We start from the raw sequence: 19,203 nt of genomic DNA, 5'->3' as shown, positions 1-19,203 counted from the left end.
TCGGGTACCAGCGGCCATGCCTATTCGCGGGCCACCACACGGTTGAGGAAATGACGGATCCGCGCGCCGTAATCGAACACCTGCATCGCGTAGTGCTAATGTCCCAGATCGTGGGTACGTCGGCCATGCGCTATCTTCCGTATCAGCGGCGGCTTCTGCCAACGAATGCCAAGGACTTTACCCATTCGGCGTCACGTTTCTGCGTCGCCACGCGTTGCTGGCGATAGTGTCGCTCGGCACGGTCCTGCAGCCATGTCACGTAACGGCGAACCACGCGCCCGCTCGCCAGTTGGGCAGGCACCAGGCGCCCCAGGAGGATTCGATGCGCCGCGGGTGCGAATCGCTGGAAGAGGTCGTCCTCGATACTGACGATGGCTTCGGTGCTACCCGGATCGCCCTGGCGTGCGCAGCGTCCGAACAACTGCCTGTCGACCCGCGCCGACTCGTGGAATTCGGTCAGGATGACGTGGAGGCCTCCTGCGGACTCGGCGTCTTTGCTCAGTTTGATATCGGTGCCGCGGCCCGCCATGTTGGTGGCGACGGTGATGCGTCCGGCGTTGCCCGCGGTACTCACGGCTTCCGCCTCACCTGCGTCTTGGCGTGCGTTCAGCACGGCGTGGTCGACGCCGCGCGCCTCGAACAGCGAGGACAGTCGTTCGGAGGCTTCCACCGAGCGCGTGCCGACCAGGACGGCGCGGCCCTGGGAAGCCATCTCGACCGCACGGTTCGCGATGGCTTGCCAGCGCTCGTCCGAGCGACGGCAGACCGTGTCGGCAAGCCGTCGTCGGCGCGTCGGCTTGTGCGTGGGAATGCGCGTTATCGACAGGTCATAGCTCCCTTTGACTTCACTGGCCACTTCCTGCGCTGTACCGGTCATGCCACAAAGCATGAGGTAACGGCCAAAGAATCGCTGGTACGTGATCTGCGCCAACGTACGCCGCTGGCCGGTGATCTCGCAGTTCTCCTTGCACTCGATCATCTGGTGCAGTCCGCGCTCCCACGTCCGGTCCGGCATGACCCGGCCGGTGGATTCGTCGACGATCTGCACCTTTCCCTCGGCCAGGATGTAATGTTGGTCGCGGTGGAAGCCGTGGATGGCCGAGAGTGCCTTCTGGATGAATTCCTCTCGCCACATCGCCGATCGCCAAAGGCCATCCCATGCGCTCGCACGCTCCTTCGCGTGTGTCTTGCCCGCAGGGGTGAGCCAGATATCACGATGCTGCGAACGACGGAAATGGATGGTTTCCTCGAGCGATCCGGCCAGTTCGATGGCGCGGGTGTAGACGGTCGGATCGAGGTCGTCGGGCAGGGTCTCGGAAATGATCAGGGGGGTACTGGCCTCATCGATCAGCACGCTGTCGGCCTCGTCGATGATGGCGATGTGCAATCCACGCAGGATCGGTGCCTCCGTGGCGCGGCCGCCGGCGAATTCACGCAGGCGTTGCTGTGTGCGGGAGGCGTCGCCCAATGCGATCGTGTCCTTGAGGTAGTCGAACGTCAGCTCCTTGTTCGACACGTAGGTGATGTCACAGGCATAGGCGGCGCGCCGGTCGGGAATCGACATGTCCTGTAACACCACACCGACCGAGAGGCCGAGGAAGTCGAACAGCGGCGTGTTGTGTTCGGCATCGCGTTCCGCGAGGTAGTCGTTGACCGTTACGACGTGCGTGGCGGCACCGGTGACCGCCGCAGAGCACGCGGCGAGCGTGGCAGCCAGTGTCTTGCCTTCCCCCGTGGACATCTCCGCGAGCCGCCCCTGCAACAGCATGCGGCCTGCCATCAACTGCACGTCGTGGTGGCGCATGCCGAGGGTTCGTCGCGACGCCTCGCGGATAAGTGCGAACGAGGCCACCAGCCGCTCGTCCGTGAAACCCCCGTGGCGCATGCATTGGGCCTCGTGGGCCAGTCGCATGCGCAAGGCGTCATCATCGAGGGCTCGTGCGGCATCCTCCCTCGCGTTGGTGGCGTCGATGAAACGGCGGGTGGCACGACCGTCGAAGCGGGGCAGGCGTGCCAGCCAGGTACGGAGGCGCTCCTCCCAGACCGAACGCTTCGCGTCGACGCGTTCCAGGTAGGGGCCATCACCCAGTTCCACGTCGCGTCCGGCGAGCAAAGCGCGTACGTCAGACATCGAAATGGCTCAGGAACACCTGTCGTAGCCGTCGAAACCCCTGCATGGCCAACGGCTCGCTGCCGTGGTCGAAGCGCACCTGGGCGCGCTCGCCGAACCGGGGCCTGGCATCGCGCGGCAACGCAAGGTCGACGATGAAAACGCGCTGGATCGTCTTCACGCCATTGGTGTCGTTCGGGTTGGTGGCGATGGTGCCGCCGGCGTTCAGGCCCAGGGCTGCGGTCGGCAGTTCGTCGACCCCGCCCGGGAAGGAGCGCGTTACCTTCGTGGTCCACGCATCGCCGAGTGAATCGGCCAGGCGCAATCCCACGCCGGACAGGCGGCCATGCACCAGGTCGATATCGTCCTGCTGGACGACCGCGCGGACGATCAGCTCGCGCTCCTGCAATACGTAGCCGAGCAGCTCGCCCTGCTTGTAGTAGTGCCCGGGCATATCCTGAGCGGTGGCGACGACCAACGTACCGTCGTCACCGGCGTAACCGGTGAGTCGCGCAAGCCGTGCTTCGGAACGGGCCAGACTTTCCTGCGCCTCGGCGAGCTGGCGGCCGGAGATCGCCGCCTTGGTGGGGTCGACGAAATGCTCGGCGTCATAACGCGCCTGTGCCTGGTCGACTTTCGCGCGGGCCACGGCGGCGTCGGCGCGGAACTGCGGGTTTTCCAGGTGATACAAGGGTTGTCCGCGGTGCACGGCCGTGCCCGGCGTGACCAGCCATCGAACGAAGAAGCCGTTGCCACCCGCGTGCAGCATCGCCTGGTCGGGCAACCAGACCACGCCGAGTGAGCGGCTATGCATCGGCACGGGAACGAAAAGCAGCAGGAGTGCCATGCCACCGACGACGTACGCGGTACGGCGTATCGCTCGCTGCCGTACGCGATGGAGGGAGCCGGACGTCGAGAGGTGTTTCCAGCCCTTCCGAAGCGGCGCCCCGAAAAGGCCCCAGGCGCTCCACAGCGCCATCATCGCGCCGACGAAGAAATACTTGTTGGCAACCGCGAAGATCACCGAAACGGTAACGAACGTGCGGTAGCAGAACGCCATGGGCGTGTATGCGGTCAGCCAGCGCTGCTCCGAGGGCGTCTCGTCCGGGCGGGTGGCGTCGGTGGACCCGAACCCATGGCGATCGATCAGGTAGGTCCACCATGCCTGCCCACGCTGGGCGAGGTTGGGTATTTCGATCAGGTCGGAGAGGATGTAGTAGCCGTCGTAGCGCAGCAAGGGGTTGCCGTTGACCACGAGCGTGGAGACGCCGCAGATGACCATGACGTTGAATGCCACGCCACGCAGGATGCCGGGTTCGGCGGCGAGCCATACGTGCAGCGCGAGCGCCGCGAGGAAAAGCTCCACCAGCATGCCGGCCGCGGCGACCGTCGCGCGCCGGTACTTCGACGGGAAGGCCGACGAGGACGATGCCTCGACATAGGGCACCGGCGCGAAGATCAGGAACATCAATCCCAGTTCGCGAACGGTGCCGCCCCAGCGCTTGGTGGCGAAGCCATGGCCGAGCTCGTGAAGCAGCTTCACTACGGGGTAGACCGCGGCCATGATCATGAGGTTGCTGCCCGAGAGCACCCGGTCGGACAGGTTCTCGGTCAGGTCGTGCCAGTGCTCGCCGGCGAGGATCAGCGCGGGCAGCACCACGAGGGCCCACATTGCCGCACCCCAGCGACCGAAGCACCAGCCGACATACGGCACGAAACGCGTGAGGAAACGATCCGGGTTGAGCAACGGGATCTTCAGGCTCATCGGGTTCATGAGCCATTGCTTGATCGTCTCGGTCCGCTTGCTGCGGTGGCGATCCAACAGCGCCGCTGAATCGGGTATGGCATCCGCCTGGAGCAGGTCGGCGGCATGCAGGCGGGTCAACAGGTCGACGACTTCCGGTTGGGTGCAAGCATCTCGAACGTCGGAAGCGTTGGCACGTTCCCACAAGGCCTGCACCGTGGTCCGGCCGTCCATGCCCGCCAGGAGGGCATACGCCGCGGCGGTCAGCCGATAGACCTTGCCGCCGGTCTGGTCCTGCACCACGTACCAGGGACGGCCGCGGAAGACCATGCGCTGCACGGTCGCGTACGGCATCAATCGCGGCTTCAGTTCCGCGACACTATGCCAGCCGGGGCTGAAAGGACTACGCGACATCGCTAGAGGCCCCAGCTCCACCACTGCATGCGCAACCAGTCGAACGCGTTGTGCAGCAGCACCCAGCCCAGCTGGCGACGGCCGACGCCGATCTTGGCCACGCCTTCCATGCCTGGCAGCAGACGCCGGTCCGGGTCGGTCAGGGCCGCTTCGACCCGGTAGACGTTCTTGCCGTCCTTGGTGGTGGCGACCGGCATGACCTTAACTACATGGATGGGCAAGGCGCCGCCGGCCAAGCCGTTGAGCATCAGCTGCCCGGCCTGCCCCTCGCGCAGGGGCGCGATGTCGTGCTCGTCGACCTCCAGGATGATGCGGTAGCTGTGCAGAGGCGCGATCTCGAACAGCTTCTTGCCCGCCTCGACCGGCGTACCCGCCTGCTGGGCGAGATCGCCGGACACGACGACGCCATCGTAAGGCGCCCGGATCGTGGCTCGATCGATCTTGTCCTCGAGCAGGTCGAGCTGGGCCTGCGCTTCGGCCAGCTGCGCCCCGGTGACGCGGATCGCCGTGAGGTCGTGCTGGGCCATCGCTTCGCGCAGCTTGTTATCGTACTGGTCGCGCTCGCTGGCCCAGCGAATCCGTTCCACGCGCAGTTCGTGGTCGTCCAGCCGTGCCAGCGGCTGGCCGCTGCGCACGGTGTCGCCCGCACGGACCAGTCCTTCGGCAAGGAAACCTTCGAACGGTGCGGCGGCGACGCGCTGGATCTCGCCTTCGGTCACGGTTTTCGCGGAAACGCGATAGTCGACGGGTACGGCGACCAGCACGAGGATCACCAGCGCCAGGATGGCGGCGACCGCCTTCCAGACGAGGTAGCGTGGTCCCACGATCGCACCCCAAAGACGACGGCCTTCGTCGTTCATGCGTCCGAGCGAACTGCGCTCGGCAAGCAGGCGCTGCTCGACCACCGGCGCGATGAGCGCGGCGAAGGTGTCGATCCAGCGCCGTTCGTCGTCGCTGAATGCGGTCTCGCGCTCGAACGTCAGCACCGCGACGATCTTCTGCTGGTGCACCACAGGCGCCGATAGCAGGTGCGCCGCGCCGGTGCGACGCAGCAGGGCCGCATGGGCGCGGAAACCCCCGGCGTCATCGCTGGCCTCGATCGTCTGGGCCAGGTCGAGCACCTCCGCCATCGCGTCGCGATACGCATGTACCAGCGGCGAGGAGGATTCGAAGGTAGCCGCCTCGGACAGCGCCGCGAGTTTGACCTCCGCTTCCCGGACGACGCCGGCGGCGACACGGGTGGCGGTGAACCGGCGGCGCAACTCGTTGACCAGGTCGAACAGCGCCTGCTGGAAGCGGGCGTGGCGCAGGGTGACGGCCAGGGTGTGGACGATACCCGTGGCGCGTTCGCCCGCCTCGACCGCCAGGTCGTGATCGCGCTTGCCGAGCAGGTTGGACAACCAGGCGCTGCCCCAGTGCACTTCCCTTAGCAGCGCGGGCACGATGGTGGCATCGCCCGCCAACTCGAACACTACGGCGCCGGCGACACGGTCATTCGCCGACACGGGCACGGCCACGTGCAAGCGGCCGGGCGTTTCCGCATCCGGCGCGATCACCACCCGGTGTTCGGCAAGGGCCTGGCCCACCGTCTTGCCCATGCGTGACATGTCGGCGTCCGCTGCGGGCCAGACGGCGATCGGCACGTAGTTCTTGCCGTCGGCGGCTTCGACCAGCGCGGCAGCGTGGTGGATCGCGGGGAAACGCTCGCAGATCAGCGCGAGCCACGCGTCGCAGAACACGTCAGAGGACCGGGCTGTGACGAAACGTTCCCACGCCGGGACGACGGGAGCCGCCGCGGTCGCGTCGGTGTCCGGATCCTCGGCGTGATTCTTTGGGTTGTCGGGCAAAGCGTTCATGGCGCAGCCGCCGCCGCGATGGCGGTCATGTCGTCGCGATCGTCGCGCGCATTCACGAACAATGCGTCCAGTTCGTCGACATCGGCGCCCGTGAGGTCACCCAGCGTGGCCTTGAGCTTGATGAAGGCGGTTAGCTGCTGGTAGCTGCCCTTGCGCCGGTCGCGCCGTGCGGCGGCGAGCTGCTGGCGTGCGGTGAGAACGTCAGCCTCCGTTCGCACACCGTGCGACGTGCCGCGACTGGCTAACGCCAGCGCCCGACGAGCCGCGTCGATCGCCGTCCTGGCCGCGACCGTGCGCGCACGCCCGGCACGCCAGCCGAAGAAGGCGGTCTTGACGTTGAGCACCGCCTGACGACGGGCGGACTCGAAGTCGTCGCGCGCTTTGTCGCGCAATGCGAGCGCCTCGACCACCTTGGCCGACTGCGTACCGCCGGAATAAAGCGGTACGTTCAGCTGCAGTCCCACCGTGAGCGTCGCAATCCGGTAACCCGGTTGGCCGGGAAAGTTGCCGACGTTCTGGTCGTTATTGCCGTAGGTGGCGACGATATCCAGCGTGGGCTGGTGCCCGGCGCGTTGCTTGTCGATCTCCGCATCCGCCGCGGCGATGGCTGCGGATGCCGCGCGCAGGGCAGGGCAGTGCTCGTCGATCTGCGCGACCCAGCCGTCCGCGTCGTCACCAAGCAGGTCCGGGATGCGTGCATCCTCGCGCAACCAGGGTTGCACAAGGCTATCGGCGCTGCCGATCCAGGGCTCGATGGCAGCGATCTTGGTCTGGACATCCATTTCGGCGGAAAGCTCGTCCGCGTCGGCCTGCTCGTACTTCGCCCGTGCGTCGTCGGCCTCGGGCTGTGACTTGGCACCGAGCTCTGCCGACCGCCTGGCGATATCCCATTGCGCCTTCAAGGCATCCCGCTGGGCCGCGTTGAAGTCGACCGCATCGCGCGCTTCCATCAGGTCGAACCAGCCCGTCGCGAGCTTGGCGTAGAGTTGCTGTTCGGTATCCGCCAGCTGCCAATTGGCCTGTTCCGCCGCGCTGCCCGCCTGGGCGAGCGCCACGCTGTTGGCCCGGCGCCAGAGCGGCTGGTTGAGGCTCAACTGGCCGGTATGGGCGTGGTAGCGGTCATGCAGGGTCGCGGTCTTCGTATCCAGCGTCTGGTACCGGCGGCCGTTGCCGTTGGTGCTTGCTGTGGCGGAAATCTGCGGCAGCATGGCGCCGTAGGCTTGCCGTTCGCGGGCGCGCGCGGCGACGAGGTTGGCCCGCGCGGCGTCGTAGCCGGGCTCGCTGTCGTGGGCCAGGGCGAACAGGTCGCCGAGCGAGACGACCTTCGGAGTCTGCGTGGCACCCAGGCAGGGAGCGAATAGCAGGGCGATAAGGACGATGGGTAAGCGGTGACGCATGTCCAGGCGCCGCGCAACGGCCCGCCGCCCCTGGATCGGGCTGACCAGCGGCGATATCGCCTGTATGACCGAACGTTCGACCAGCACCTCAAATCCCTTCGCCAGGCGCAGGAGGAGGCGGCCCGTCTTGGACCTGACGACACGTCCCCGCCACCGGGATGCCGGTCGAGGTGCGTGCGTTCTGTGGATTTCCCCCTGTACAGGCGGCATTTTCGCACCTCGACGGTGGCGTGCCAAGTGCGCCCGTGACGGCTACAATGCCGCCACGGTCCGCCGAGGGCGTCGACCGGGAACAGGGGAAAACCATGAAAAGGATGCTTTGCGCGGTCGCCCTGGCGATCGTGGCCACCGGCTGCCAGACCACCGGCCATAAAATCACGACCATCGACGTCGGTACCAGCCGCGAGCAGGTGATCGCTACGCTTGGCCGGCCGGATTCCATCCGGACGGTGGGTGACTTCGAAGTTTTGAATTATCTGGACCGGCACCGCACGCGGGTGTCCATGGCGCACACGGATTACGCGGTGGTGCTCAAGGACGGTAAGGTGAGCCAGTTCGGCCCGGGGCAGGTAAGACGGGACGGGTTGCATTCCGTGGTGATTGATGGGGCAACGAGATGATGAGATGGCGCAGTGAGCTCGTATTCTTTGTTCTTGCCTTCGTTGGGCTTGAGGTGGTTCACGCAACGGGGGATACCTCGCCTGGCTGTGACAGCGGCATGATCGAAACGGTTGCAACGATGTTGCAGGCATCCCGGGTCGATGTCGGTTTGTCGTCCTGCCAACGGCACCCCGTTACGGCGGACCAGTTCATCGTGGCGATAGTCAGTCCGGCGGATGTCCCGAGACAGGCGACGACGGGAGACGGTGCCGAGCATTTCGATCTCGATGTGGTGCTCTGGAACCAGCGAACGCAAGTCGTAGTCGCGCATCGGCACGACGCCGGCTATCTGCTTTCGGACGCATCGTCGCTTCGCGCGTCGTCCGTGGACACCGCACGCTACACGCTTGCTCCGGGTGTTCGTGCGTTCGGCGTTCGAGATATCCATTATCCCTACAACACCCATTCCAAATGGGGCGAGACGCGCCTGACGCTGTTCGTGCAGCATGGGGATCGCTTCGAAAGAATATTCGCCACCCAGGTAGAGCTTCTGACCGACGGCGATAGCACCGCCGCATGTCCAGACGCCACGCGCGCGATCCGGACCACGGTAGGTACGGCGCCAGGCCGGAGCCACGGGTATGCCGATCTCAGTGTGGTGGCCCGGGATGCCAATGAATCGGGAACGACTGAAAGGGCCTGTGGATCGCCAGGGAAAGTCGAGCGGCATCAGACGTCGTATGACGGGGCAGCGTATGGGCCTGTCGCAATACAGATGTACCTCCACCCGTTCGATTGAGGTTGATCCTGGTTCGTAGGAGTACCTCGCCGAGTACAGGAGAGTCAGGGCGTCGACGCATCCACTGCGGGCAAACTCACTCCCAACCGTTGCCGTACCTTTGCCAGAGCGGCCGCATCCGCTTCGACGAGAACGCGTCGGCCCCGTGCGAATGCCGAAGGGTCGGGATTGTCGGCATCGGGTCCTCTGAAACTCTGCCTGCTGAGTTTGCATGGATCGCATAAAGTCGCATGGTCACCCGCCAGCACCAGCGTGGTGCCGGGCGCACCTGGCCCTTCTGGCGAACTCATCAACTCGAACGTAAGCACGCTCATCCAGGAGCCGACGGGAAGCGAATGCTTCTCGCGGCTGGCGAGACGGAATCCGGACTGCTCGTACGACTCGATGTACGCCCGCTCCAAGGCTTCCGGGGACATGCCGACATGAGGCACCTCGGTGACGGCGCGACTTTGTGCGGAGGATGCGTCGTGGACTAGCAGTCCCAGAATGGCGGCCGTAGCGCAAACGGACAACCTCCGACGCTGCGTTGCTTCTCGCTGCTTCAAGGGCATTTCCAGGACATCCTACGCTTGAACGGTTTGGACGTTGCACACGCCACTTGCGTAAGCCTACTGCGAATCTGAGCGATACCCGAACTAGCTGAAAGTGGCGACGGGCTTCGTGTCGACCGGGACAGCCTTGCCGAAGAAATCCGGGTCATCGAGCATACCTGCTCAGTTTGAAAGCGCAGTCGGCGTTGTGCACCCATACGCCGGCGGGGCCGACGTAGTAAGTGTGGAAACCGTCGACCTCGAAGTTGTAGACGTCGACGCCAAGGAGTGGCCCGTCGACGAACTCTTCGTAGGGGCGGGAGGTGTGCGATTTGACTAGGCGCCATGTGGGGCCGTTGAAGTCGACGTCGTTGCCCAGAACATCGTAGTTCGGGGCCAATTGGTACCAGCCGACGCCCGGTGTCTCGGTACGGTGCACCGGCGAGACGGCGCTTACGACGATCTTGCGACCGTCCGTTCCCTGTAGTTCGTAGCCGGGCCGCACCGCGCCGGCAGCGACCCATCCACGACCCTCCACCCAGAACGGATGGTTGTCGGTCGCGAAGGTGGGGATCTCCGCGTCCGGTTCGTTGGGGTCGACATAGGTGATCGCAACGATGACCTTGTTCGAGTGCTTCACCGTTCTTACAACCGGACGATAAGCCAGCTCGCCGCCTTCTTCCGGCCGCGATAGCACCATGTCGCCCGGCTTGATCGACTCGATCGGGACCTCGCCCGCCTCCGTCAATACCGATGTGCCTGCAATGAAGCAACTGGTTTCTGAGGCGATCGTGTCGTCGACCTTGGCGAGGACTTCGTCGAGCATCTTGCGATACAGGGCATCGCCGGAGTACTGGTTGGCGAACTTCGCCCGGATGCTTTCGCGTGATGCGAGTACGAATTCCTCGAGGAACTCACCGGTCAGGGTACCGTCTACCAGGCCGTCGGCCGGGGATCCGTTAGGGTCGTTCTGGCCAATCTTGCCCTGTACCGGGTCACTTCCGCGACCGACCAACAGCAAGAGGCCAACGAACGGGCGCTGCGTCAGTGTGCCCTTGGACGGATTGGTCAGGCTCAAGGTAAGTGCATCGTCGTCCTGATCGGCGACCAGGCAGTCGAAGTCGATGCGTACGCTGCCGTCCTTCTGCACATGGAACGAAGCGTTTTGGGCGGTTGGCGCATGGTTCACTTTGACGGTGACCGATACTATCGGACTTCGATTGTGCGGCCAAGATGTAATCACCGTTCGGCATCCGAGTAAGGATCAGGAGCCAACGCATCGTAGCGTCTGCTTCTACGTAAGACACAACCCCTGCCCAATCTGTTAAGCCATCACTGTTCAGATCTCCTTGCACTTCCCACTTGTTTAGCAGGTGCGAACCGTAGATAAACGTCAGCGCTGCCTCCGGCGATCGGTATGCCTGCCCTTTACCGTCGCTAGTGCCGCGCGAGATCGGCGCGAATACGAAGCATGCAAAGCCCAGAATGGTGGCCATAGCGCAAGCGGATAACCTCTGTCGCGGGGTTACTTCTCTCTGCTTCACAGGTATTCCCAATGCACTATCTTGACACCTTGAACAGATTCAGAGACGACACATGCCACGTGAGTAAGCCTACTGCGAGTCGGCGCGATACCCGAACTGGCTGAACGTGGCGACGGGCTTCGTCTCGACGGGAACAGCCTTGCCGAAAAAATCCGGGTCATCGAGCATGCCTGAGTAGATACGTTGCTTGCTATCGCATACGCGTTTAGCGTCGTATGACGGGGCGATCTATCGTCCCGTCATACGGATGTACCTGTATCCGACATCAGATCGTATTGTCGATCAGGTTCGTGGAGTCGACGGGTTGCTTTGATTTTACGGTACGCACGACTTTCTCACCCTCGAGATACGTAGTGATCCGAGCGCCATTCAGGAGATTGGTGTCCTCGGTTGTTGCCTTGTCGCTTTCCGAGTAGTACGTCGTTACCGTCTTGCCGACGACCGACCATATACCCCGATACTCGCGTACCTTTGCCTCGGAGGCCTGCGGGTGATCGCCGGGAAAGGACTCCCGGACGTGGAGCGTCAAGCCGCGGATTTCCATCTCCTCGATAAAAGTGCGTGGCAGCGTATCCGGTTTCGATAGAGCGGCCACCACGTAAGCGCCTTGCTCATTTTTCACAAGGATCATGAGCCGACGCGAGTTGAGGTCACCATCCTGGTATGAGATTTCAGCTGCCCAGTCTTCCCGGCCATCCCCGTTCAGATCTCCGCGGGCCTCCCATTTTTGCAGCAGTTTCGCTCCATACAGGGCCTTGACCGCAGCTTCGGGCGATTTATAGCTGGCCGGTTGAGTGTCCTGTGCGCGGCACGATGCGCCGAGGAGGGCGGGTGCGGTATAGACGACGAGGGCCAATGTTGCAACGAGTGTCTTCATCAATCCGTTCCATTTCGCAAAACATGCTTGGCGGGCCAGTCTCGCCCCGCCGATCGGAGATCGGCGGCGCTTATACGATGGCAGACTATCAATCCCTGCACACGACCAGTCCCGTCTGAATTGCCAGGACATCCATGCCACCCAGGTTCGTTCCGGATGTCTCCGACCATCAGCCGGCCGTTGACGCAAGAGTCGACGTGGTCGCTCCCGTCCAGTCGATCACCGGCTGGCTCGACCCGCCGAGATTGACGACGATGTAGCCGCCCGCTTGTGCATTTCCTGGCGATGCGGATGCTCCGAACAGAATCGTCATCGCATTACCGCACGGAGGATTCTGCGAGACCACCAGCGTGATGGTCGCATTGGACGACAGCTTGCCGTCGCTCGCCGAGTAGGCGATCGAGGCTCAGTTTTCTCGAGTCGTTCAAACATAAACCCTACGGATAGCGATCGCATAGCCAGACGTGGCCGTCCACGTCCACGGCTGCGCTTCGGTCCTCACCCGCGGCGATCGCGATGGCACGACCGAATCCGTTCACTCGCAGGGGCTTTTCCGAGTAGCCATCGTACTGAGCCAGTTCGGTGCTGGACACACAGGCAGGCACGTTCGAAGCGAAGTGCTCCATGCGACCTAACTCGGCGAAACCATTGTCACCCGTTGCCCATACATCGTCGTCGCTACCCAGGAATAGGGCGTGCCTTCGTCCAGCGGCTATGGCCTGGATCGCTGGAAGTCCGGCGATGATCTGGGGTTCAGGTTGATAGCCTCCGTGGTGCGATAGCTCGGATGGATCCCCACCCACCTGTCCGCAGTCGTTGTTTCCCCATCCCCAGACATGTCCCTGCTTGTCCAGCACGAGGTTGAACCCATGAAAACTAGCGATCGCTTTTGCGAACGGAAGGTCATCGACGATTGCCGGCTTCACGGCCGGTGACTCCGACAATCCGAATGGATTGCTGCCTCCACTGCAATAGAGAAAATCCGCGGTAGGTTGAAAGGGGGTAGAGGAACCGATCAAAGGATGGGACAAGTTTCCCCATGTCCAGACCCTCCCATGCCTGTCGAGAGCCATGCTATTGCGTTTGCCGGTCGCGACCGCTACGACATCGATGAGACTGGGGATCTGCTCTAGAGCGAGAGTGCCGGCCTCTGCACGCCCGAGTTGTCCACAGTCGTTCATGCCCATACTCATAACGTTGCCATTGCGCAAAGTAACCAGAACATGAGACGCACTACCAGCAACCCCTTCGACATCTCCAACGCCCTTTTTAAGGAGCACAGTGCAAGCTACCGGACTACCGCCATCAGGGCACGCGCGGTGACCATTTTCCGGGTTCCATACCGCGAGTCGACCATCAGACGTGATACCGATACCGTCGTAACTCGATGCTGCGATGGTCTGTAGTCGCGGTGGCGTCGCTTGCCCTTGAGACGTCTCCGGTTGTATGTCGATGCGCCGGGCGACGGATTCACACGTCTCGCTATTTCGCGGATCGTACGACCACAACTGTCCGTCGACATCGAGAGCGACCAACCGGTTGCCCTGAAACGCTATCGCAACGGCGTGATCCATCCCAGACACGCGGACCGGGGCCGTCCGCCGCTCCGGACACGAACCGGAAATCTTGACTGGCGCAACCCCGCCGGAAGTCGCCACGATACCGATGCCGATAAGGGTCAGCGCGACAACGACGGCGATCGATGGTATCGGCCGGCGCTTCGGTTTCCATGTCTTCGCTTGGCTAGACATACACACCCTTCATACGTATGAAAACACAGGCGGCGGATGCTACAAACGCAGAGCAGCTTCGCGCAGTGCTGCCTGGCTCATGGCGTTGTGTCCTCCAGGAGGTTGGTTGTGTCGCTGACATTGGATCGCTCGACACGGAGCGTTCGTTTTCCGTCCATGTAGGATGTGATTTTGTTTCCTGTGAGCATGTTGGTGTTTTCGACGATCGACTTCGTATCGTCGACGTCGAACGAAGTAATTTTTGTCCCTATGACCCGCCAATGACTCTTGTAAAGGCGAACTTGCGAGACCCACTTAAAGGGATGCTCGCCCCCTCCGTGCGAGAAGTTGACGAAAAGATCCTTACCGATAATTTCTAGTTCCTCGACGGCCGAATCGCATTGGACGTCGGGCTTCGATTGTGCGGCCAGGGTGTAATCACCGTTCGGCGTCCGGGTGAGAATGAGGAGCCGACGCATCGTAGCGTCTGCTTCCATGTAAGACACGACCCCTGCCCAATCCGTTAAACCATCACCGTTCAGATCTCCTTGCACTTCCCTCTTGCTTATCAGGTGCGAACCGTAGATAAACGTCAGCGCTGCCTCCGGCGATCGGTATTCCTGCCCTTTACCGTCGCTAGTGCCGCGCGAGATCGGCGCGAATACGAAGCATGCACAGCCCAGAATGGTGGCCATAGCGCAAGCGGATAACCTCTGTCGCGGGGTTCCTTCTCTTCGCTTCACAGGTATTCCCAACGCATTATCTTGACACCTTGAAAAGATTCAGAGACGGCACATGCCACTTGAGTAAGCCTACTGCGAGTCGGCGCGATGCCCGAACTGGCTGAACGTGGCGACGGGCTTCGTGTCGACGGGAACAGCCTTGCCGAAAAAATCCGGGTCATCGAGCATGCCTGAGTAGATACGTTGCTTGCTATCGCATACGCGTTTAGCCAGCAGCTTGCCGTTTCGCTCTACCAAGATGCCGCCCGCATCGAGGGCACCCTGGCCGGTATTCGACGGTGACGCTGTTACGTGGTAGACCGTGTAGCTGGTTTCGCGGTTCGTCATGCGTAGGAACACCATTGACCCCCTGGACATGTCTCCACGAGATGCCCCCGATGCGATCGATGCCGGATACGTATTCGCTGCCGGAAACGACAGGTCCAGCCAGTTGGTCGTGCCGAACCGGTACTGCAACGAAGCAAACGCCTCGTTGCCAGCTTTCCTCGCGCACACTGCCACCTTCTTCATCTTGAGATCGCAGGCGAACATCACGGTTTCATCAGAAGTACATAGCGTGCCATCGACACGACCACCGAAAGAATTCTGGGCGTTGACGGGCTCGGTGAAAACCGAGGCAAGTATGACCATGGACAAGCCAGGCAGGATGACTTTCACGCGTTACTCCGTGGCTTTTGCAATATCGATGCTCGGTTTCTCGAGTCGTTAGAGCATACGCCCTATGGATAGCGACCCCATAGCCAGACGTGGCCGTCGACATCGACAGCCGCGCTATGGCCGCCGTCAGCTGCGATAGCTATGGCGTTACCTATGCCTTCGATTCTGTGAGGTTTTTCCGAGTATGCGTCCAGACCGGCACGCCGGGTGCTGGAGACACAGGTGCGACCGTTCGGCGGTGAGCCACCCAACATGGCCAACTGTTCGAATTCGTTGTCGCCCGTTGCCCAGACGCTTCCGTCGATTCCAAGAAACAGGGCATGCCGCCGACCTGCTGCGATGGCCTGGATCTTCGGCAAACCCTCAATCATGGCCGGCGACGCCTGGAAACCGCCTGTCTTTACGAGTGCCACCGGATCGCCACCGATCTGTCCACAATCGTTGTAGCCCCAACCCCAGACATGTCCATTCCTGTCGAGCGCGAGGTCAAAGCCGTGAAAACTCGAAATCGCGGTAACGGGCGGCAGCCTGGGCATGATGGCGGGTGTCGTATCCGCAGTCTCGGAGAGACCGAACGGGTTTTGGAAGGGGCCACAGTAACGTGTATTCAACGTTGGGTCCGGAGGAATCGATGATCCAACCAATGGATGGGACAGGTTTCCCCATGTCCACACTTTGCCGTCTCGACCTAGGGCCATGCTGCTTCGTTTACCCGCGGCAACGGCGACCATTCCAGTGAGTCCTGGCACCGGTGCGACGAACGAAGCCAGCGGCGGTGAATGATCTTCGGTACGCCCCAGTTGCCCGCAATCATTCATTCCGGCGCTTAGCACCCGCCCATCTTTAGTTACGATGAGTAGGTGCGATGCGCTCTGAGCGATATCGTGTATACCAGTGAAGCTGCGTTTGACGAAGACGCCACAGTCCCCTCCCGTAAGGCCGGCCGCGCATATCGGGTGAGCATCGCTGGGCTCCCAAGTGACAAGGGTTCCATCTATCGTTAGACCTACGCCGCCTTCGGCCGAACTGGCGATCTGCGCCATTCCGGCCGGACTGACGCCGCCGTTCACCACTTTTCTAGTGGGATCTAACGCTAAGGCATACGTCTCACAACTTGCCGCATGCTCGACGAAATAAGACCACAGGTGGCCTTGGCTATCGAGGGCAACCAAGTATCCGCCCTGGAAAGCGACGGATTTCGCATTATTAATTCCAGGCACTTGTATCGGCGTGGAACGCTGGTCTGGACAATGAAGCCTTATGGCTTTCATGTCATAGTCATCGGCATTGGACAAATGCACTTGTCGGGGGATGATGACCACTATCAGCGCGATAAGAGTGCCCACGAATGCCGTGCTGATCAGAGCGAATATTTTTATGTTCTTCATAATGCTCGACGTAACGGTCCCGCGCTTGAATCACCACGCCAACCGAGAAGTGTTATTCGTTCGACTCGGCGACTCCTTGCCTCATACCAGTAGATCGTCCCGTCCCGTAAGTCCTTTTGCACAACCAGTCCCGTCTGCGCCGACGGTGGGGCAGCGTCCAAATTGCCGTGCATGGCAAGTAGTCCACTCTTTGCCCACGACGGCAAGTTAGCTATAGGCACCGGATGCTACAAACGCTGCAGAGAATATCCGCGCAGTGCTGCCTGGCTCAGGGCGTTGTGTCCTCGAGAAGATTGGTCGTGTCGCTGATCTTGGATCGCTCGACACGGAGCGTTCGTTTTCCGTCCATGTACGACGTGATCTTGTTTCCTGTGAGAAGGTTGGTGTCTTCGACAATCGACTTGGTATCGTCTACATCGAACGACGTGGTTTTCGTTCCTATGACACGCCATTGACCCCTGTAAAGGCGGACTTGCGATACCCAGATGTATGGGTGCTCACCTCCACCGTACGAGAAATTTACGAACAGATCCTTGCCGTTTATTTCCAGTTGCTCGACGGCGGAGTTCGCTTCGGTCTCGGGCTTGGATTGTGCGGCTACGGTATAGACCCCGTCCTTCGTACGGGTGAGTATGATTAGCCGGCGGCGGTTGGCGTCGGCCTCTTCGTAGGCCACGACCCCCGCCCAGTCGGACTGGCCATCGCCGTCGAGATCGCCTCTGACTTCCCATTTGTTTATCAGATGGGAGCCGTAGATCGCCTTCAGAGCAGCCTCCGGTGACGGGTAGGTCAGGGAGGCGCTGTCACCGGCACCGCGCGAGGTCGGCGCGAAAGCAACGCATGCTAAGCCGAGAGCAACGAAGGTTGCACCACTGGAAAGTCTCTTGCCCATCTTTTCGTGCACTCCCGTCGATATCGTGTAGGACAGTTGCCCGCATTTCGGCGTCCTGCACCGTGATGCTGACCATCGCCACGCCCGACTTCCACGGCTGAGCTTCGGTCCTCACCCGCGGCGATCGCGATGGCACGACCGAATCCGTTCCCTCGCAGGCGCTTCTCCAAGTCGCCGTCGTACTGAGCCAGTTCAGTGCTCGGAGACACAGGCGATACGCTTGAAGCAAAATGCTCCAGGCGGTCTAACTTAGCGAAGCCGTTCTCGCCGTTTGCCCATAGATCGCCGCCGCTTCCCAGGAACAACGAGTGTGTCTATCGGGCGGCAATGGCCGAGGTAGGCGGAAGTCCGGCAAGCGTCCGGCAACGGTCCGGGGCTGAGATTTCCATCCTCGGTGGTGCGACGGCCCACGCAGGGCGCGCTCCTACAACGTATTCGTCCCCAAGGCCATGAAGGCCATCCGCCGCCCAAGGCATGGAGCGAAAGGAGCGACAGCGTCAGGGCGTCGGCTTCTCCACTGGAGGCAGGCTCACGCCCGACCGTTGCCGCACCTTGGTCAGGGCAGCCATGTCAGCCTCAAGGAGCATGCGTCGCCCCCGCTTGAATACCGCAGGGTCGGGATTGTCGGCATCGGGCCCTCTGAAGCTTTGTCTGCTAACGCTGCATGGATCGCATACAGTCGCATGTTCACCCGCTAGGGCCAGCGTTGTGCCGGGTGCGCCGGGTCCTTCCGGAGAACTCTTCAACTCGAACACAAGCACGCTCATCCACGAACCGCCGGGAAGCGAATGTTTCTCGCGGCCTGCTAGACGGAATCCGGATTGCTCGTAGGACTCGATGTACGCCCGCTCCAAGGCTTCCGGGGGCACCCCTGCATCAGGCACCTCGGTGACGGCGCGGCTCTGTGCGGCGGATAAGTCGTTCATCAGCAATCCCAAGGTGAAGTTGGCGATCAGAAGCAATAGACGTGTACGCATGTGACGGTCTCCGGTTCTTTGAACATAGCTACCCTCATGTGAATTTCAGTGGCCGCGCCCGCGGGGCGACAGACACAGTTTAGTCGCGCCGCACCAAAAGGCCCGTCTGCGCCACCAGCAGATCCATGCCCGGCGCCGATCCGCCCAAGAGGGCCGCCCATGCGCCGTTCCCCAGACCCGTCAGATACGTACCCGCCATGTCCGTCCAGTCAATGACGGGCCGGCTGGGCGCACCCAAGTTGACGACGATGTAGCCGCCGCCCTGGACGCTTCCGGCCGACACCGAAGCCCCGAGGACGATGCTCATCGCATTGCCGCAGGGCGGGTTCTTCGACACCACCAGCGTGATGGTCGCACTGGCCGACAGCTTGCCGTCGCTGACAGAGTAGGCGAACCCATCTGTACCGATAAAGCCGCTCTTGGGGCGATACATATAGCTGCCATCGCCATTGCGTTTCAGTGAACCCTTCGACGGATCGGTGAGGCTGAGCGTCAGCGCATCGCCATCCGGGTCGTTGACCAGGCAGTCGAAGTCGATCAGTATGCTGCCGTCCTTCTGCACCTGGAACGAGGCGCTCTGGGCCGCCGGAGCGCGGTTCACCTTCTGCACCGTGACGCTGACCATCGCCACGCCCGACGGCGCGTCGCCATCGGTCGCCCGGTAGCTGAAGCTGTCGGTGCCGTACCAGCCCTTGTCGGGCGTCGGCATCTGTGTCGTTGGTGAGGAAGCCGATCCGCACCGGTGTACCGACGTTGACTCCTTGCCTCATGCCAGTAGATCGTCCCGTCCCGTAAGTCTTTTTTCACAACCAGTCCCGTCTGCGCCGACGGTAGGACAGCGCCCCAATTGCCGTGCATAGCGAGTAGTCCACTCTTTGCCCATGACGGCAATTTAGCTATAGGCGGCGGGCGCTACGAACGCTGCAGCGAATATCCGCGCAGTGC

At 62.2% G+C, this 19,203-nt stretch carries 17 protein-coding genes; 2 read left to right on the top strand and 15 right to left on the bottom strand.

What is annotated here, in order from left to right; translation table 11 throughout:
- Positions 1 to 142 precede the first annotated feature (142 nt).
- The 4 genes from AB8808_RS11535 to AB8808_RS11520 are packed head-to-tail and all read right to left on the bottom strand — an operon-like array spanning position 143 to position 7,608.
- Positions 143 to 2,131: a preprotein translocase subunit SecA gene (locus AB8808_RS11535; RefSeq protein WP_369929490.1), complete on the bottom strand. Its 1,989-nt coding sequence runs from the start codon at positions 2,129 to 2,131 to the stop codon at positions 143 to 145.
- Complete coding sequence (locus AB8808_RS11530; protein WP_369929488.1) at positions 2,124 to 4,268, bottom strand: hypothetical protein; 2,145 nt, start codon at positions 4,266 to 4,268, stop codon at positions 2,124 to 2,126. Before AB8808_RS11530 ends, AB8808_RS11535 begins: the two co-directional genes overlap by 8 nt.
- Before the next feature lie 2 nt (positions 4,269 to 4,270).
- Positions 4,271 to 6,124: a GAF domain-containing protein gene (locus tag AB8808_RS11525; RefSeq protein WP_369929486.1), complete on the bottom strand. Its 1,854-nt coding sequence runs from the start codon at positions 6,122 to 6,124 to the stop codon at positions 4,271 to 4,273.
- Positions 6,121 to 7,608, bottom strand: a complete 1,488-nt coding sequence (locus AB8808_RS11520; RefSeq protein ID WP_369929484.1) for a TolC family protein — start codon at positions 7,606 to 7,608, stop codon at positions 6,121 to 6,123. Before AB8808_RS11520 ends, AB8808_RS11525 begins: the two co-directional genes overlap by 4 nt.
- A 218-nt stretch (positions 7,609 to 7,826) precedes the next feature.
- Here AB8808_RS11520 and bamE point away from each other — a divergent pair, with 218 nt between their 5' ends.
- The gene (bamE, locus tag AB8808_RS11515; RefSeq protein WP_369929482.1) at positions 7,827 to 8,141 is read left to right on the top strand and encodes an outer membrane protein assembly factor BamE domain-containing protein; all 315 of its coding nucleotides are present in this window, start codon (positions 7,827 to 7,829) and stop codon (positions 8,139 to 8,141) included.
- Positions 8,142 to 8,239: 98 nt separating this feature from the next.
- Entirely contained in the window at positions 8,240 to 8,920 is a 681-nt protein-coding gene (locus AB8808_RS11510) for a PA3715 family protein (protein ID WP_369929480.1), read from the top strand.
- A 44-nt stretch (positions 8,921 to 8,964) separates the two neighbouring features.
- Here the strand turns inward: AB8808_RS11510 and AB8808_RS11505 are convergent, their stop codons facing one another.
- The 11 genes from AB8808_RS11505 to AB8808_RS11455 form a co-directional block, all read right to left on the bottom strand.
- Complete coding sequence (locus tag AB8808_RS11505) at positions 8,965 to 9,336, bottom strand: hypothetical protein (RefSeq protein WP_369929478.1); 372 nt, start codon at positions 9,334 to 9,336, stop codon at positions 8,965 to 8,967.
- 280 nt (positions 9,337 to 9,616) lie between these two features.
- Entirely contained in the window at positions 9,617 to 10,639 is a 1,023-nt protein-coding gene (locus AB8808_RS11500) for a polymorphic toxin-type HINT domain-containing protein (RefSeq protein ID WP_506193215.1), read from the bottom strand.
- 620 nt (positions 10,640 to 11,259) lie between these two features.
- On the bottom strand, positions 11,260 to 11,871 hold the full coding sequence (locus tag AB8808_RS11495; RefSeq protein WP_369929474.1) for a hypothetical protein: 612 nt from the start codon (positions 11,869 to 11,871) through the stop codon (positions 11,260 to 11,262).
- Between the two features lie 169 nt (positions 11,872 to 12,040).
- Positions 12,041 to 12,184 (bottom strand): hypothetical protein, encoded by a 144-nt coding sequence (locus AB8808_RS11490; RefSeq protein ID WP_369929473.1) that lies wholly within the window; start codon positions 12,182 to 12,184, stop codon positions 12,041 to 12,043.
- A gap of 124 nt (positions 12,185 to 12,308) precedes the next feature.
- On the bottom strand, positions 12,309 to 13,622 hold the full coding sequence (locus AB8808_RS11485) for an RCC1 domain-containing protein (RefSeq protein ID WP_369929472.1): 1,314 nt from the start codon (positions 13,620 to 13,622) through the stop codon (positions 12,309 to 12,311).
- A 77-nt stretch (positions 13,623 to 13,699) separates the two neighbouring features.
- Entirely contained in the window at positions 13,700 to 14,296 is a 597-nt protein-coding gene (locus tag AB8808_RS11480; protein ID WP_369929471.1) for a hypothetical protein, read from the bottom strand.
- 117 nt (positions 14,297 to 14,413) lie between these two features.
- Positions 14,414 to 15,001: a hypothetical protein gene (locus AB8808_RS11475; RefSeq protein ID WP_369929470.1), complete on the bottom strand. Its 588-nt coding sequence runs from the start codon at positions 14,999 to 15,001 to the stop codon at positions 14,414 to 14,416.
- A gap of 62 nt (positions 15,002 to 15,063) precedes the next feature.
- Positions 15,064 to 16,389: an RCC1 domain-containing protein gene (locus AB8808_RS11470; RefSeq protein WP_369929469.1), complete on the bottom strand. Its 1,326-nt coding sequence runs from the start codon at positions 16,387 to 16,389 to the stop codon at positions 15,064 to 15,066.
- Between the two features lie 268 nt (positions 16,390 to 16,657).
- Complete coding sequence (locus AB8808_RS11465) at positions 16,658 to 17,281, bottom strand: hypothetical protein (RefSeq protein ID WP_369929468.1); 624 nt, start codon at positions 17,279 to 17,281, stop codon at positions 16,658 to 16,660.
- A 497-nt stretch (positions 17,282 to 17,778) separates the two neighbouring features.
- On the bottom strand, positions 17,779 to 18,258 hold the full coding sequence (locus AB8808_RS11460; RefSeq protein ID WP_369929466.1) for a hypothetical protein: 480 nt from the start codon (positions 18,256 to 18,258) through the stop codon (positions 17,779 to 17,781).
- Between the two features lie 79 nt (positions 18,259 to 18,337).
- A complete protein-coding gene (locus AB8808_RS11455; RefSeq protein WP_369929464.1) occupies positions 18,338 to 18,967 on the bottom strand; it encodes a tandem-95 repeat protein in 630 nt (209 codons plus the stop codon).
- Between the last annotated feature and the right edge of the window lie 236 nt (positions 18,968 to 19,203).

This window comes from Xanthomonas sp. NCPPB 2632, assembly GCF_041228075.2.
Lineage (GTDB): Bacteria > Pseudomonadota > Gammaproteobacteria > Xanthomonadales > Rhodanobacteraceae > Luteibacter.
Note: the sequence above shows the minus strand (reverse complement) of the source record. Positions and strands in the feature narration are given on the sequence as shown.

Coding starts and splice junctions, on each gene's coding strand:
- AB8808_RS11510 (WP_369929480.1), top strand. CDS start 8,240: ATGATCGAAACGGTTGCAACGATGTTGCAGGCATCCCGGGTCGATGTC.
- AB8808_RS11495 (WP_369929474.1), bottom strand. CDS start 11,871: ATGAAGACACTCGTTGCAACATTGGCCCTCGTCGTCTATACCGCACCC.
- AB8808_RS11460 (WP_369929466.1), bottom strand. CDS start 18,258: ATGCGTACACGTCTATTGCTTCTGATCGCCAACTTCACCTTGGGATTG.
- AB8808_RS11490 (WP_369929473.1), bottom strand. CDS start 12,184: ATGACGATTCTGTTCGGAGCATCCGCATCGCCAGGAAATGCACAAGCG.
- AB8808_RS11505 (WP_369929478.1), bottom strand. CDS start 9,336: ATGTCCCCGGAAGCCTTGGAGCGGGCGTACATCGAGTCGTACGAGCAG.
- AB8808_RS11465 (WP_369929468.1), bottom strand. CDS start 17,281: ATGGGCAAGAGACTTTCCAGTGGTGCAACCTTCGTTGCTCTCGGCTTA.
- AB8808_RS11525 (WP_369929486.1), bottom strand. CDS start 6,124: ATGAACGCTTTGCCCGACAACCCAAAGAATCACGCCGAGGATCCGGAC.
- AB8808_RS11530 (WP_369929488.1), bottom strand. CDS start 4,268: ATGTCGCGTAGTCCTTTCAGCCCCGGCTGGCATAGTGTCGCGGAACTG.
- AB8808_RS11535 (WP_369929490.1), bottom strand. CDS start 2,131: ATGTCTGACGTACGCGCTTTGCTCGCCGGACGCGACGTGGAACTGGGT.
- AB8808_RS11485 (WP_369929472.1), bottom strand. CDS start 13,622: ATGTCTAGCCAAGCGAAGACATGGAAACCGAAGCGCCGGCCGATACCA.
- AB8808_RS11480 (WP_369929471.1), bottom strand. CDS start 14,296: ATGGCCACCATTCTGGGCTGTGCATGCTTCGTATTCGCGCCGATCTCG.
- AB8808_RS11470 (WP_369929469.1), bottom strand. CDS start 16,389: ATGAAGAACATAAAAATATTCGCTCTGATCAGCACGGCATTCGTGGGC.
- AB8808_RS11455 (WP_369929464.1), bottom strand. CDS start 18,967: ATGCCGACGCCCGACAAGGGCTGGTACGGCACCGACAGCTTCAGCTAC.
- bamE (WP_369929482.1), top strand. CDS start 7,827: ATGAAAAGGATGCTTTGCGCGGTCGCCCTGGCGATCGTGGCCACCGGC.